This window comes from Hoeflea marina (genome assembly GCF_003182275.1).
In the GTDB taxonomy this organism is placed as follows: domain Bacteria; phylum Pseudomonadota; class Alphaproteobacteria; order Rhizobiales; family Rhizobiaceae; genus Hoeflea; species Hoeflea marina.
Map to the genome: position 1 here is coordinate 130,762 of NZ_QGTR01000003.1, position 14,807 is coordinate 145,568.

Genomic DNA, 14,807 nt, shown 5'->3' on the forward strand with positions numbered 1-14,807 from the left:
TCGGCCCGCCTTCAGACGTTCGTCGCCAGCGGATCGGAAGCGTCCGGCGGTGGGTCCGCCGCATGCGCAGCCAGCGCCAGCATTGACAGGATCGAGCCCACCGGCAGCGCCGCATAGACCCAGGCCGCCGAGATGTTGAGCCCGGCGATATTCTGGAATCTGATGCGCCAGCAGAGGATGGTACCGAACCACAGCAGCACCGCCAGCAGCGCGAAGATGGCGACCAGCCCGGCGAGGCGCAGGACGATCCTGGCCCGTCCCCGGCTGGCCTTGAGAAGCACGTCGACCGAGATCAGCGTGCCGCTGCGCATGGCGCCTGAGAGCGCCAGATAGGTCATCCAGATCAGCGAAGCCTGGATCAGCGGTTCGGACCAGGACGCCGAGCGGAACAATACGAAGCGTGCGATCACCTGCCAGGCGCCGACGGAAATCGCCAGCACCAGCGCCAGGCAGCCTAGCGCGACCGCGGCGCGGGTGACGGCACGCTCGACCGCCAGGGCGGTCGAGCGCAGGGTCCTGGGAGCTCCGCTCATTTGGTGTCGCGGATCGCAGCCAGCTGGTCGGCGCCGAATTCGGCGGCGAAATCGGCGAACAGCGGATCCAGCCCGGCCCGGAAGCTGGCCGTGTCGACGTCCTTGATGACCGTCACACCCTGGCCTTCCAGCGTCTTCAGACCGCTGTCGATGGAGGCTTCCGCCTCCTGCCGGTTGCGCGTCATCGCGTTCTTCGCCGCCTCGGTGAAGACCGCCTTGTCGGCCTCGGAGAGCTGGCCCCAGGTGGCAGGCGCGATCAGCACCACCAGCGGCGTGAACGCGTGGTTGGTCATGCTGAGATATTTCTGCACCTCGCCGAAGCGGTTGTTGACGATGGCGCCGACCGGATTTTCCTGTCCATCGACCACACCCTGCTGCAGGGCGGTGTAGACCTCGGGAATGGCCATCGGAGTCGGCAGCACGCCGAGCGCGCTCCAGACCTTGATGTGCATGTCGTTCTGCTGCGTGCGGATCTTGAGGCCCTTGACGTCTTCCACGCTCTTGACCGGGCGCACGCTGTTGGTCAGCTGCCGAAAGCCCATGCCGCCGAAGGCCAGGCCGACAAGGCCGTGGCTGGGCAGATCGGCCAGCATCTTGTCACCGATCGGTCCGTTGAGCACGGCGTCGGCATGGTCGAAATCGCGAAACAGGAACGGAATGTCGAGGACCTTGAGGCCGGGATCGAAATTCGCCACCACCGAGCTTGACGATGTCGTCATGTCGATCGTGCCCAGGAGCAGACCCTCGATCACCTCGCGGTCGCCGCCGAGCGCGCCGCCGGGCTGCACCCGGACCTCGATGCGTCCGGACGTCTTCTCCTTCACCTCGTCGGCGAACTGCCCCATCGCGATGACTTCCGGGGCATTGGTGCCGCCGACCAGTCCGAGATTGAGCGTCATCTCCTGGGCGCTGGCCGTCAGCGGCAGCATCGCCAGGATCATTCCTGCAGTCATCAAGATCCGTCTGTTCATGGGTCGTCCTCCCTTTGGAATCAGTCTTTCGTCAGTCCAGTCATTCCAGCACCCAGTGCCCGGACACATATCCGGCAAGGCGCTCGGCGTCGATCTCGATGCCCAGGCCCGGGCCGTCGGGAATCGCCACCATCCCTGCCGCGTCGGGCAGGGGATCGTACAGGGCCGCCCTGAGGGGGTTGTGGCTCATGTCGTATTCGAGCATCGGCAGGGCCGGCGCGCCGGCCGGCTCCGTCAGGGTGGCCGCCAGCTGGATGGACGCCAGGAAATTCACCCCGCCGCCCCAGACATGGGGGATGACGGGAATGCCGAAGGCGTCGGCCAGGCCGCAGACGCGCTGCACCTCGGTGAAACCGCCGCACAGCGCTATGTCGGGCTGCACGATGTCGAGGGTGCGCTCGCCGATCGCATCACGAAACGCCTGGGCGCCGCAGAACGATTCGCCGCCCGCCAGCGGCACTGACACCCTTGCGGCCAGGTCGCGCCAGGCCGGCAGGTCGTCATGGCGGACCGGCTCCTCGATCCAGCCGAGACCGACGTCGCGGACATTGTCGAGCAGCGCCAGGGTGGACCGCACCGTGGAAGCCTCGTTGAGATCGGCCATCAGCATCCTGTCCGCGCCCAGGATCTCGCGGGCGGCGCGGATGGCCGCCTCGTCCCGGGCCAGCCCCACGCCGATCCGGATCTTGACCGCCCTGAAGCCGCTGTCGACATAGCTTTCGACCGCGGAACGGAAGTCGCGATAACGGTCCCCTCCCACCGGCAGCAGCGGGCCGCTGGCATAGGCGGGCAGCGCGTCGCGCAGCGCGCCGCCCAGAAGCGCGTGGATCGGACGGTTGCCGGCGCGCCCGAGGGCATCCCACACGGCCATGTCGATGGCGCTCACGGCCATCAGCGCCAGTCCGCGCCGCTCCGGCACGACGAGCCTGAGCATGTCCGCGTGGAGCCGACGCGGATTGTCGATGGAGGCGCCGAGCACGACCCGGGCGAGAACCGTGCGGATGAAGGCCGCGGCCGGAGCCGGAAAGGCCCAGGTCTCGCCCCATCCGCTGATGCCGCCGGCCGTGGTCACGCGCACGAAAAGGGTTTCACGGCGGGAAAAGGAGCGCAGCGCGTTTCCCGCGGTCTCGGGCATGTCGCAGCCGAGTTCAAATCCTTCGATGCGCACAATTCGATCGGCGGCGTCTGGCAAGACAGGTCCTCTCCCTCAACTGGGCGGGACGTTAATTCATTGCATATCCGTGGACAAATTGGATTACACATTGGCCATCGATAGGAAATTCAAATGATACGCCGGATCGATTCCGTGCGGTCCGATCACCGTCGTGCAACCGGTCAGACCGGCTCGAGCATGTCGAATTCGCGCAGGATCTGGCGCGTCGCCTCCAGCATGGCATCCACGGTGGCTTCGCGGTCGACCGCATGGCAGACGGCGCAGAGATGCGCCTTCTCGATGGCAGGACGGGCGTTCAGCGCCACCAGCCGGCCGCTCGCCAGCTGCGGCTCGATCAGCTTGGTCGGCAGGATGCCGATGCCGATTCCGGCCTCGACCAGATGGGCGATGACGCTCGGCACGGTGTTGCAGACCGACACCTGCATCGGCTCCAGCCCCGACGATCCGAACCAGGCCATGGTCTGGCGGTAATTGGGAGAGGGGCTGGGATTGATCAGCACGGTCTGGTGCAGCAGATCCGCCGGCCGGACGGTCTGCGGCAGGCCGAGCGCCGGCGCCGCCGCCCAGGTGGACGGCTGGATCCCGAGCGGCATGATCCGGAGCCGCGGATCCTCGACGGGATTGATGACGATGGCGAGGTCCAGCCGGTGCTGGTGGATGTCCTCGATCAGCTGCGGACTGGGTCCGATCCCGAGCTCGACCCGGAGGTCGGGATAGGTCACCGCGACAAGCCGCAGCAGGGCGGCGAGGCCGATGAAGGCGAAGGTTTCCGATACGCCCAGCCGCACCAGTCCGCTGACCTTGCCGCTGCCCGCCCAGCCCTTGAGCTTGCCCATTTCGGCGATGATGCGGCTGGCATGCTCGAGCATCGCCGAGCCGTCCTGCGACAGCTGCAGTCCGCGGCCGTTGCGGTCGAACAACGCCGTGCCCACGGCCCTTTCCAGGTCGCGCAGCCGCAGCGAGATGGTGGGCTGGGCGAGATTCAGGTGCCGCGAGGCCTCATGCACCGTGCCAAGGCGGGCAACGCAGACGAAGGCTTCGAGCTGGGCGAATGTGACACGCATCTGATCGGTTATCCAATGGTGCCACCAGTGCTAACCAGATTCCCGCAGGAAGTCCAAACGGTGCTGATGTGCCGGACAGTCGCTTCCGGACGCCGCGCCGAGGCGGTTCCGCGCCTGCCGGGGGCCGGCACCTCTCGAGCACCGCGGGTCAATCGACCAGACCGCCGCACCCCATTGACGCGAACCGCTTAACTGTTTGGCAACCCCCGCGCGGTACTACGCCCCATGCGCGGCCGCAAAAACAGACGACTTTGGTCCACCCCCAAATCCCGGCGCGGATTTGCCGTTCCGCTGCTGACAGCCTTCCTGATGGCGGCGGCCTTCGCCGCGCCGTTCGTCGCCGACGCGGCGGGGCTGTTCAATTCACGGGCTGCGACAGCAGTCGACCCCTCTGACACACTCGAACCGACGATCGCCGGACTCATCCACGGGCCGCTGCCGATCTGCGGAAGCGGACAGCGGATCACCTGCATCGTCGATGGCGACACGGGATGGCTGAATGGCGAGAAGTGGCGGCTCGCCGGAACCGACACCCCGGAGATCTCCTCCCCGGAATGCCAATCCGAATTGACGATCGGCATCCAGGCAAGGGACAGGCTCAGGGTCTTGATGACGGCCGGCTACCTGTTCGAACGCAACGGCACCGACCGCTATGGGCGGACGCTGGTCGAGATCAGGCTTGCCGACGGCCGCGATGTCGGCGACGTGCTCGAATCGGAAGGACTGTCCCAGGCCTGGCCCAACACGGGCAACCGCTGGTGTGGCCGATGATCGGGTGGGGCCATAACAGTGCTTGGGTCGTCGCGGGATGGGCAATCAAACGGTAACGCCAGAAAGGCGGCGGAGCCGGGTCTGGCTGACCCGGAGGGCCCGGCACAGCTGTCGCCGTATGGCAAACGCGTTTCCCTGGTGCACTTTGAGCCAGCGTGTCAGCGTCCGAGGCGAAAACGGCTGCGATCGAAAAGACTGGAGCGGGTGATCGGGTTCGAACCGACGACATCAAGCATGGGAAGCTTGCGTTCTACCACTGAACTACACCCGCGCGCGGCGACAGCCGGCACGCCATGAATCACCTTTTTCCCGGCCGCATGTCAAGGCCGTTCCGCCGGCGGCGATCGGGCAGTGCGAAAGAGTCGGCGATGCCGGTGCCGGTCAGGTCCCGCGCCGGCTCCGGTCAGGGCGCCGCGCCGGTGGCGTGCCGGGCATGGCGGCTGCCGTTCCTGCTTGCTGCCGCCGCAGGGACTATCTAGAAAAGGTGATGACAAATAGTCCGCCGCCCCGCTCCCTCCTCATGGTTGCCGAACGAAGCCTGCTCGGCGCGGCGATCGCGGAGGAATGGCTGGCCCAGGGCAACCGGATCGCCGCGATCTGGACCTCCGACCACCGGCGGCTCAGGCCAAATCTTCTCGAGCGCATCGGGGCGGCCGTGACCGGACTTCCCACCCTCTCGTCAATCGCCCGCCGGCACGGAATTCCGATCCGGCAGATCGGACGGCTGTCGCGGATGCCCGACCTCGAGCGCGAGGTGCGCGCCACCGGCGCCGACGTGCTGATGACCGTCATGACCCACTCCATCGTGCCGGAGGCGATGCTGGCGCTCTTCGACGGCCGGGCGATCAACTGCCATCCGGCGCTGCTGCCGCACTTCAAGGGACCGCAGCCGCTGCAGTCCATGCTGCACGACGGCTGCGGCGAGGTTCATGGCGGGCTCACCCTGCATGTGCTCAGCCCCGGGATCGACGAGGGCGCCATCGTCGCGCAGCAGCCGCTGCCGCTGCGCGTCGGCGAAATCCCGGAATGGAATGCCCTGTCGGTGCTGGCGGTGCGCCGGATGATGCGCGGCGAGACGGCGGCCTATCTGCGGGGCGATCGCCAGGCGGTGCCGCAGCAGCCGGGCTCGGGCCATTACCGCAGGGTCGCCGCCGGGGAGTTCTCGATCACCGCCGACAAGAGCCTGGCCCTCTGCCAGCATCTGAGCCGGACGATTCCGCCGGGCACGCTGCTCTGGCTGCCGGCGCCGGCGGATGCAGCCCGCCGCGGCTCCTACCGGATCGCCGAAGCCTTGCGCCGCATCGGCCCGGCGACGGGACGGACGCCGCGCATCGGCTGGCTGACGATCGAAGCCGACGTGACCGACGCCAGGATCGCGATGCGGCGTCGCCACAAGATCGCGGAGATCGTCGCCCGGATCGGCGAGAGCCTGAGAATGCGCCGGGTGCTGGCGCGTGCGGCGCGCGCCGCCGGCGACGGGCCGGCTTCCGGCTGAGCGCTTCTGCTTTTCATTGAATCGCAGACGCGCTCTAAGTTTTTGATTTGTCGCATTGTCCTACGACGAAGTTAAATTCACTTCGTCTGGAAATGCTCCAAGCATCGTCACGGCGCGTTTGCGCATGGCGCTTCGCGCCCTTCGCACTCGTTCAGAGCCGCAGGATCTCGGAGGGCGCGCGAAAATGCTTGGACAGCTTCAGCCCCTGGGCCTGGTAGTTGGAGCCCAGGCCCGAGCCGTAGAGTGTTTCGGGACGCTCGAGCATGTGCTCGTAGACGAGACGACCGACGATCTGGCCGTGTTCGAGAATGAACGGCACTTCGTGGCTGCGCACTTCCAGCACCGCGCGGCTTCCGGCGCCGCCCGATGCGGAATGGCCGAAGCCGGGGTCGAAGAAGCCGGCATAGTGGACGCGGAATTCGCCCACCAGCGGATCGAAAGGGGTCATCTCGGCTGCGAAATCCGGCGGCACATGCACAGATTCCCGTGACACCAGAATGTAGAACTCGTCGGGATCGAGGATCAGGTCGGCCGAGCCGCGGTTGTAGAGCGGCTCCCAGAAATCGTGGACCTCGTGCATGGCGCGCTTGTCGACATCGACGACGGCCGTGTGGTGCTTGCCGCGATAGCCGACCAGCGCGTTGTCGCCCGCGCCCTTGAGGTCGATCGACAGCGCGATGCCGCCGCCGCTGACATTGGGCGTGTCGGAGGCCACCAGCGTCTGGGTGCGGTGCAGCTCCGACAGTTCGCTCTCGTCGAGCAGCGCGTGACCCTGGCGGAAGCGGATCTGCGACAGGCGCGAACCGGTGCGCGCAATGATTGGAAAGGTGCGCGGGCTGACTTCGAGATAGAGCGGCCCGGTGTAGCCGGGGGCAATCTTGTCGAACTCCTGGCCGTAATCGGTCATCACCCGGGTGAAGATGTCGAGCCTGCCGGTGGAACTCTTCGGATTGGCCGAGGCCGCAATGCCGGCCGGCAGCGCCAGGCTTTCGAGGAGCGGCACGATGTAGACGCAGCCGGTCTCGAGAACGGCGCCGTCGCTGAGATCGATCTCATGCAGCGCCAGGCGGCCGAGCTTGCTTTCCACCGTGTTGCCGGGGCCGGGCAGGAAGCTGGCGCGGACCCGCCAGGCCTTGACGCCGAGGCGCAGATCGAGGCTCGCCGGCTGGATCTGGTCGGGGTCGAGCGGACGCGGCGTCATGAGCCTGCCGCCGTCAAGCAGCGCCCGAATTGCGCGGTCCGCCAATATTCCAGCCGTCTGTGCCATGCCATCTCCGCAATCGCTGCCCTTCCATGGCAATGCAAGGCGATTGACGCAAGCTTCGCCAGCGCCTAAAGTTGATTTATCCCGTGGTGATTTGGCCGACCGGCTTGCAGCCACGTTAAATAAGTCGCTAAAAAGGTCGGGTGTGGAAACCGGCTTGCGACATTGCGGCCGGTTTTTTTGTGGAATGAGCGACATGAGCACACCCAGACGTTTTCGAACCGCCACGGAGCTGGTGCATGGCGGGATCAACCGCTCCCAGTACGGCGAGACCTCCGAAGCCATTTTCCTGACCCAGGGCTTTGTCTACCAGAGCGCCGAGGCGGCCGAAGCCCGCTTCAAGGGCGAGGAACCCGGATTCATCTATTCGCGCTATGCGAACCCGACCAACGACATGTTCGAGAAACGCATGTGCCTGATGGAAGGCGCCGACGACGCGCGCGCCACCGCCTCGGGCATGGCCGCGATCTCGGCGGCACTGCTGTGCCAGCTGCGCGCCGGCGACCATGTGGTGGCGGCCCGCGCGCTGTTCGGCTCCTGCCGCTGGGTGGTGGAAACGCTGATGCCGCAATACGGCATCGAGACCACGCTGATCGACGGCCGCGAGCTTGCCAACTGGGAACGGGCCATCCGCCCCAACACCAAGGTGATGTTCCTCGAGAGCCCGACCAACCCAACGCTGGAGGTCATCGACATCGCCGGCGTGGCCAGGCTCGCCAACCAGATCGGCGCCAGGCTGGTGGTCGACAACGTGTTCGCCACGCCGCTCCTGCAGAAGCCGCTGGAGCTGGGAGCGCATGTGGTGGCCTATTCGGCGACCAAGCACATCGACGGCCAGGGCCGGTGCCTGGGCGGCGTCATCCTCTCGGACCAGGACTGGATCGACGAGCACCTGCACAACTATTTCCGCCACACCGGACCGTCGATGTCGCCGTTCAACGCCTGGACCCTGCTCAAGGGACTGGAAACCCTGCCCATCAGGGTGCGCCAGCAGACCGAAAGCGCCGGCCGGCTCGCCGATTTCCTGGCCGAGCACAAGGCGGTGGCCCGCACGATCTATCCGGGCCGGGCCGACCATCCGCAGGCCGACATCTGTGCCAAGCAGATGACCGGCGGCTCGACCATGGTGGCGCTGGAGCTCAAGGGCGGCAAGGCGGCGGCGTTCGCCATGCAGAACGCGCTCGAAGTGGTGCGCATCTCCAACAATCTCGGCGATGCCAAGAGCCTGATCACCCATCCGGCGACGACGACGCACAAGAACCTCAGCGACGAGGCGCGCGACGAGCTCGGCATCGGCCCCGGCCTCTTGCGGCTGTCGGTCGGGCTCGAGGACATCGACGATCTGCTCGAGGATTTCGACCGGGCGCTCGCCGGCCTCTGACCCGTCGGATCAGCCGGCGGCAAAGGTCGCCCGCGCCAGCATGATGCGCGACACCGCGGTGTAGAGACACACCGCGGCGAACACCCACGCGACGATCGGAAAGCCCGCCGGCCAGAGGCAGGCCAGGATGAAGACCGCGAGCGTCTCGGTCGCCTCGGCCAGGCCGGTGGTGAAGTAGATCGACTTGACGCCGCGGGCCCGGGTCGACAGCCGGCGTTTCTCCGCCACCACCGCATAGGCGAGGAAGCTCGCGCCGTTGATGTAGAAGGCGAAGATCAGCGCCGCGCCGGCGATCGCATTGGCCCCAGGATCATGGAGGATGAAAGCAAAGGGGATGGCGCCGTAGAAGACGAAGTCGAGCACGATGTCGAGAAAGCCGCCGAAGTCGGTGCCGCGGCTGGCGCGCGCCACGGCGCCATCGAGCCCATCGCCGATGCGGCTCAGCACCATCACCAAGAGCCCCACCATCAGCCAGCCGTTGGCAATCAGCGCAGCCGCTCCAAGCCCGACAAAGCAGCTCACGACGGTCACGGCATTGGCCGTCACCCCCAGTTTCGCCAGCCTGCGGCCGGTCCGGTCGAGGATCGGCTCCAGTCGTTGGCGCACGGCCCCATCCAGCATGGCTGCGTCTCCCGTTGAACCCGCATTGTTACCGGCAATCCCCGCCGGGGTCACCCCGCATCGTCGCAGCCTGGTTCACATTCCCGTTCCCGAAGAGCCCCGGAACCAGCGGCAATTGCGGCGTGTTGCTTGACGCGGGCTCGCACCTATAGAATGAGTGCGGACAAGGAGTGCCGAATGTACCGAGCGTTGACCCGCAACATCGAAGTCACGGTGGAACCGTTCTATCTCGAGGATCAGTCCGATCCCGACGACAGCCGCTATGTCTGGGGCTACCGCGTGGTGATCGCCAATCATTCCGACATCGTCGTGCAGCTGCGCTCTCGGCACTGGCGCATCACCGACGAGAACGGCTTCATCGACGAGGTCCGCGGCCCCGGCGTCGTCGGCGAGCAGCCGGTGCTCGGACCGGGCGACACCTATGAATATTCCTCGGGCTGCCCGCTGGATACGCCCTCGGGGGTGATGGTCGGCAGCTACCAGATGCAGTCCGAGGAAGGCGAGATGTTCGACGTCGACATACCGGCCTTCTCGCTCGACCGTCCGGGCGTGCCGCGAACGCTCAACTGAGCAGCGGCACAGCCGCCCTGCCCCGAAGCAATGACGATCAGACCGGTTCCCGCGCGGGCCTTGCGCGGCCGCGGCCGTAGAGCAGCGCGAAGCCCCTGACAATGTCGTCGCCGACACCGATCAGCGCCGGGATCAGGAACAGCACGAAGACGGTGGTGAAGGCGAGCCCGAAGACGATGGTGATCGCCATCGGCAGCAGGAACTGCGCCTGCAGGTCGGTTTCGTAGACGAGCGGCAGCAGGCCGCCGATGGTGGTCAGCGAGGTCAGGAGCACGGCGCGGAATCGGTCCCGGCTGGCGCCGATGGCGGCGGTGGCCAGATCGTCGCCCTCGGCGCGGCGCTCCTCGAGCCGGTCGACCAGAATGATGGAATCGTTGACCACGATGCCCGCCAGCCCCAGCAGGCCGATGAAGGAGAGGATGGTGAGCTGGTAGCCGAGCAGCCAGTGGCCGAAGATGGCGCCGACGACGCCGAGCGGGATGATCAGCATCACCGCAACCGGGCGCCAGTAGCTCGCAAACACCCAGGCCAGCACGATGTAGATGACGCTCAGCGCGATCACCGTGCCGAGTTGCAGGTCGGAGAAGGCCTTCTCCTGCTCCTCGGCGCGGCCGCCGAAGCTGTAGCTCACACCGTGTCTGGCGGCGATGAGATCGAGCGCACCGCTGGCCTCAAGCCGGGAGATCACCTGATCGGTGGTGATCACCGCCGAATCGAGGTCGCCCGTCACCGAGGCCGTCGACTTGCCGTCGCGGCGCTGGATGGTGGCAAAGCCCTGCCGCTCGGTGAGATCGACCACCTCGGTCAGGGGAACGAACTGGCCGCCGGGACTCCGCAGGTCGAGGCTTCTCAGCGCCGCGGTACCGGCAGCCGACTGGGTCTGGGACAGCCGCACCGTCACCTCGTCATCGTTGCGCGGAAAGCGGAATGGAATGACGCCGTCGAAGGCATTGCGGATCTGGCGGCCCACCTCGTCGACGGTGAAGCCGAAGGCCGCGCCCTGCGGCGTGAGCTGCATGACGAGCTCCGGCTTGCCCCAGGGCAGGTCGTCGTCAAGTCCGGAAACGCCGTCGATGCCGGAGAGCGCGGCGATGACGTCGGCGGAGGCGGCCTTCAGCGCGGCGGACCGATCCCCCTGCAGCCTCACCTCGATGTCGCGGCCGGGAGGACCGCCGCGGACCTGGGAGATCGCGAAACGCGAGACGCCGGCCAGGCTGGGCACCGCGTCACTCCAGGCGGTGACCAGATCGGGGGTGCGCACGTCGCGCTGCTCGGAGGTGGTGAGCTGCACCTTGATCCGCGCCTGGGCGCCGCCGCTGCGGCTCGACCCCCTGTAGGTGGTGAACACCGACCTGATGGCGCTGCTGCCCGTGCCGCTGAGCTCGCGATCGATCCGGAGCAGCACCGCCTCGTGGCTGGCGATGGCAACGAAGGCCTCCGCCTCGGGCAGGCCGGCATTGAAACTGATGGTGCCGGTGATGCTTTCGGCCTCGGGGGACGGAAAGAAGACGAACTCCACCTTGCCCGATCGCACCAGACCGACGGCCACGACCATCACCAGCCCGATGGTGATGGCGATGGTGACGTAGCGCCAGTGCCAGGCGAGCGTGACGAGCGCGTTGAAGGGACCATCGCGGAAACGGTTGAAGCGGCGGTCGAAGCCCTGGCGGAAGCGGCTTTCGGGCACGCCGCCCCGGCGACCGGCTCCGCGATCGGCCCGGCCCTGGCCATGGATCGCCAGCTTCAGCAGTCCGAACTCGATCAGGCTGGCGACGGTCAGCGCCGCCACCGCCACCAGCGCCACCCGCTGCGCGAGCGGCAGGGCGAGCAGCCACGCCGAAACGGAGGACAGCGCCGCTGCGCTGCCGGTCAAATCGACGGCCAGCCTGGAGCCCAGACCCGCAACCGCCACGGCGATCAGCAGGGCGATCAGAAACTGCCGCCACCAGGACCAGGCGGGCGCCGCGCGGGCCGACAACGAATGGGCCAAATGGCCCGGCAGGACAAAGAAACACTCGACCAGGCTCGAGACCAGCACCGCGATCACCACCAGCGGCAGCACGCCGATCAACTGGCCGACCGTGTCGCCGATGAGCATGATCGGCGCGAAGGCGGCAAGCGTCGTGGTCATCGCCGCCAGCACCGGCGTCAGCATCATCCTGACGCCGTTCTCGGCAGCGGCCACCGGATCGTCGCCCATCTCGAGACGGGTGTTGGTGTGCTCGCCCACGACGATGGCGTCATCGACGATGATGCCGAGCATCATGATCAGGGCAAAGAGCGAAATCATGTTGATGGTCTGGCCGGTGACGAACATCACGCCGATGGTGGCGAGCATGGCGACCGGAATGCCCATCGCCACCCACAGGGCGATGCGGGCATCGAGAAACAGGAACAGGATCGCCACCACCAGCAGCAGGCCGCCGAGACCGTTCTTGATCAGCAGCCAGATCCGGCTCTGCAGCGCTTCGGAGCTGTCGTCGTAGACCGCCAGCTCAAGGCCGGGCGGCAGCTGCGGGCGGATCTCGTCGAGATAGGCCGACAGCACGGCGGCTGTCTCGAGCGTGTCGGCGCTCGGGGCGCGGCGCACATCCAGCTCGATTGCCGGCGAAGCGCCGGAAAAACCGCGCGTGGCGTCATCGGCGAAACCATCGGTGATCGAGGCGATGTCGCCCAGCAGCACCTTCTCGCCGGTGGGCCGCGCCAGCACCTCGATGCGCGAGAGCTGTCGGGCGCCCTGGGCGTCGGCGACGGCGCGCAATTGCCGCTCCACCGCACCGTCGACATTGCCCGACGGCAGGTCGCGGCTGTTGGCGGCGATGGTCTGCGCCACGGCGGCGATGGTGGTGCCGAGGCGACGCAGTTCGATTTCCGGCACCTCCACGCGGATTTCGGCGGCGCGCAGGCCGGTGAAATTGATCTGGTCAACGCCGCGGTCGATGAGATCGTCGCGGATGCGCTTGGCCCAGATGCGCTTGAGGGTCTCCGACGTGGTGCCCGACAGCGACAGGCTGGCGACGGGATCGAAGAACTCGGCGCGGCTGATGCCGGGCTCCTCGGCATCCTCGGGCAGGTTGCCGACGCCCTTGACCGCGGTCTCGACGTCGGTCATCGCCTGGCCGATATCGGTGCCCTCCGTGAACTCCAGACGGATCGTGCCGGACCCTTCGGAGGCGGTGGAGGACATCCGGTCGACGCCGGAAATGTAGCGCACGGCCGGCTCCAGCACGGCGATGATGTTGGTCTCCACGTCCTCTGCGCTGGCGCCCGACCAGGCGACGCTGACCGACACCGCCGGCCGGTCGACGGGCGGGAAGAACTGGGTGTTGATGCGGGCGATCGAAAAGGCGCCGAAGAGCAGCATCAGCACCATCAGCAGATTGGCCGCATTGGGGTGGCGGACAAAGGTTGAGAGTATGCCGCCGCCGGACATCCGGCGCCCGGGGGGCGGGCCGGCGGGATCGAGCGGGACGTTCAACCGCCGAGCCCCCTGCGGGCGGCGCGCGAGCCCCCCGAACCGCGGCGCGGCGGACCGTCTCCGGCGGCCGCAGGCGGCGGGCTCGCGGCAGGCTTGGCCTCGCCCGGCGCGCGAACGGACAGTCCTTCCGTCGCTTCGGTCAGGCGCGTGACCAGCACCCGGGCTCCGTCTGCAAGGCCGGTCCTGACGATGACGTCCTCGCCGTCAAAGGCTACGACCTCGACGGGGGAGCGCACCAGCTTGCCGTCCACCACGGTGAAGACATGGTCGGAATCGTGAAGCGCGGTTTCGGGCAGCCGCACGGTGTCGGGCCAGGCGCGGTCGGGCACACTGAGGGCCACGAAGGCGCCTGGGCGCAGTTGCACCGCATAGTCGGCGGTCTCTATCCTCGCATAGACATCGACGCCGCCGCGCTCCGCCGTCACCTTGGCGCCGATGCGGTCGATCGTGCCCTGATAGCGATAATCGGCGCCGCCGACGGTCCAGACGATCTCGATCGAGCGACCGACCAGCGGATCAGCGTCGGTGGCCATGCGGCCGTACTGGGCGTTGGTCAGACCGAAATGGGCCTCGAGGGCAGTGTCGTCATAGAGCGATGCGACGACGTCGTTGGTGCTGAGGCTGCGGCCCAGGCCCGCGATCTCCTCGGAGATGATGCCATCGAAGGGAGCGGTCAGCGCCGTGTCGGCAAGATTGCGCCGGGCCTCGCGCAGCTTCCATTCGAGCCGGTCGGCATTCGCCTGCTGCTGGGCCCGCTGCGCCTCGGCAACCAGGATGGCGTTGCGGCTCTGGCTTGCCGCCTGCTCGCGCTGCGACAGGATCAGCTTGCGGTCCTCGAGCTGCTTGCTGGTCAGCGTCCCGCTATCGGCCAGGGCGGCGGCGCGATCGAGGTCGGTGCGGGCGAGCGCCAGCTGATCGACAGCGCCGTCGAGCTGTTCGCGCTCGGCGACAAGGCGCGCGTCGATTTCGGCGATCGCCGCCTTCACGGCGGCCAGATTGGCTTCCGCCTCCACGAGCGCGCCTTCGTAGGCAAACGGATCGACCCTTACCAGCACGTCGCCGCGGGAGACCCGCCGACCCGCCGCCAGACCGGGAAGCATGTCGATGACTTCGCCGTTGACGAGGGCACGCAGGTCGACGCTGCGGGCCGCATCGATCTGGCCGAAGACATGGATCGTCGGCTGATTATCGCCATGGGCGACGGGGACCGTCTCGACCGTGTACACGGTGGGCTCGAAGATCCGGGGGGCGCGCGCCGGCCGCGAGGAGACCATGGCCTCCATGGCGGCATAGGAGCCGGCCAGCACCAGCAGCATCAGCAGGGTCTGCAGGACGCCACGGCCGAGCCGCCGGCCGACGCGCCGTCGGGCGGTCCCCGCAGTCTCGCCGGTTTGCGGCCGGGAAGTTTCAGTCCGGTCGAGCATCCATCATCTCCGTATGCCAAGAAGACCTAGCGGATGGATGCGATGGGGCAAAATTAAAGTT

At 67.3% G+C, this 14,807-nt stretch carries 12 protein-coding genes, 1 tRNA gene and 1 riboswitch; of the genes, 4 read left to right on the forward strand and 9 right to left on the reverse strand.

The annotated features are described in order from the left end of the window. Window positions 1-11 precede the first annotated feature (11 nt). The 4 genes from DFR52_RS11850 to DFR52_RS11865 all read right to left on the reverse strand — a co-directional run bounded on the left by DFR52_RS11850 (window position 12) and on the right by DFR52_RS11865 (window position 3,742). Window positions 12-533 (reverse strand): TRAP transporter small permease, encoded by a 522-nt coding sequence (locus DFR52_RS11850; RefSeq protein ID WP_110032197.1) that lies wholly within the window; start codon window positions 531-533, stop codon window positions 12-14. Further along, on the reverse strand, window positions 530-1,504 hold the full coding sequence (locus tag DFR52_RS11855) for a TRAP transporter substrate-binding protein (protein WP_158284943.1): 975 nt from the start codon (window positions 1,502-1,504) through the stop codon (window positions 530-532). Before DFR52_RS11855 ends, DFR52_RS11850 begins: the two co-directional genes overlap by 4 nt. Before the next feature lie 40 nt (window positions 1,505-1,544). Continuing rightward, window positions 1,545-2,696: a mandelate racemase/muconate lactonizing enzyme family protein gene (locus DFR52_RS11860; protein WP_146215607.1), complete on the reverse strand. Its 1,152-nt coding sequence runs from the start codon at window positions 2,694-2,696 to the stop codon at window positions 1,545-1,547. A 143-nt stretch (window positions 2,697-2,839) separates the two neighbouring features. After that, the gene (locus DFR52_RS11865) at window positions 2,840-3,742 is read right to left on the reverse strand and encodes a LysR family transcriptional regulator (RefSeq protein ID WP_110032200.1); all 903 of its coding nucleotides are present in this window, start codon (window positions 3,740-3,742) and stop codon (window positions 2,840-2,842) included. A 225-nt stretch (window positions 3,743-3,967) separates the two neighbouring features. On the opposite strand from DFR52_RS11865, the gene DFR52_RS24875 reads away from it, so the two are divergent. Next, window positions 3,968-4,513 carry a thermonuclease family protein gene (locus tag DFR52_RS24875; protein ID WP_245415318.1) on the forward strand — a complete coding sequence of 182 codons (546 nt, stop codon included), beginning with the start codon at window positions 3,968-3,970 and terminating at the stop codon, window positions 4,511-4,513. 196 nt (window positions 4,514-4,709) lie between these two features. Here the strand turns inward: DFR52_RS24875 and DFR52_RS11875 are convergent. After that, a tRNA-Gly gene (locus tag DFR52_RS11875) sits at window positions 4,710-4,784 on the reverse strand. 216 nt (window positions 4,785-5,000) lie between these two features. On the opposite strand from DFR52_RS11875, the gene DFR52_RS11880 reads away from it, so the two are divergent. Further along, window positions 5,001-6,008, forward strand: a complete 1,008-nt coding sequence (locus tag DFR52_RS11880; protein ID WP_158284944.1) for a formyltransferase family protein — start codon at window positions 5,001-5,003, stop codon at window positions 6,006-6,008. 151 nt (window positions 6,009-6,159) lie between these two features. On the opposite strand, the gene DFR52_RS11885 is transcribed toward DFR52_RS11880, so the two are convergent. Further along, on the reverse strand, window positions 6,160-7,275 hold the full coding sequence (locus tag DFR52_RS11885) for a 2'-deoxycytidine 5'-triphosphate deaminase (RefSeq protein WP_110032202.1): 1,116 nt from the start codon (window positions 7,273-7,275) through the stop codon (window positions 6,160-6,162). A 73-nt stretch (window positions 7,276-7,348) separates the two neighbouring features. Continuing rightward, a riboswitch (SAM riboswitch) is annotated at window positions 7,349-7,427 on the forward strand. 41 nt (window positions 7,428-7,468) lie between these two features. Here DFR52_RS11885 and DFR52_RS11890 point away from each other — a divergent pair. Continuing rightward, window positions 7,469-8,653, forward strand: a complete 1,185-nt coding sequence (locus tag DFR52_RS11890) for an O-succinylhomoserine sulfhydrylase (protein ID WP_110032203.1) — start codon at window positions 7,469-7,471, stop codon at window positions 8,651-8,653. Window positions 8,654-8,662: 9 nt separating this feature from the next. Here the strand turns inward: DFR52_RS11890 and DFR52_RS11895 are convergent, their stop codons facing one another. Next, window positions 8,663-9,274 carry a CDP-alcohol phosphatidyltransferase family protein gene (locus DFR52_RS11895; protein WP_110032204.1) on the reverse strand — a complete coding sequence of 204 codons (612 nt, stop codon included), beginning with the start codon at window positions 9,272-9,274 and terminating at the stop codon, window positions 8,663-8,665. A 177-nt stretch (window positions 9,275-9,451) separates the two neighbouring features. On the opposite strand from DFR52_RS11895, the gene apaG reads away from it, so the two are divergent. Then, a complete protein-coding gene (gene apaG / locus DFR52_RS11900) occupies window positions 9,452-9,844 on the forward strand; it encodes a Co2+/Mg2+ efflux protein ApaG (RefSeq protein ID WP_110032205.1) in 393 nt (130 codons plus the stop codon). A 37-nt stretch (window positions 9,845-9,881) separates the two neighbouring features. Here apaG and DFR52_RS11905 read toward each other — a convergent pair whose 3' ends face one another. Together DFR52_RS11905 and DFR52_RS11910 are read right to left on the reverse strand one after the other, a co-directional pair. Beyond that, window positions 9,882-13,322, reverse strand: coding sequence for an efflux RND transporter permease subunit (locus DFR52_RS11905; protein WP_245415319.1), 3,441 nt, complete (start codon window positions 13,320-13,322; stop codon window positions 9,882-9,884). Further along, on the reverse strand, window positions 13,319-14,746 hold the full coding sequence (locus DFR52_RS11910; RefSeq protein WP_110032207.1) for an efflux RND transporter periplasmic adaptor subunit: 1,428 nt from the start codon (window positions 14,744-14,746) through the stop codon (window positions 13,319-13,321). The genes DFR52_RS11905 and DFR52_RS11910 overlap by 4 nt, the downstream gene beginning before the upstream one ends. Window positions 14,747-14,807: the final 61 nt, after the last annotated feature.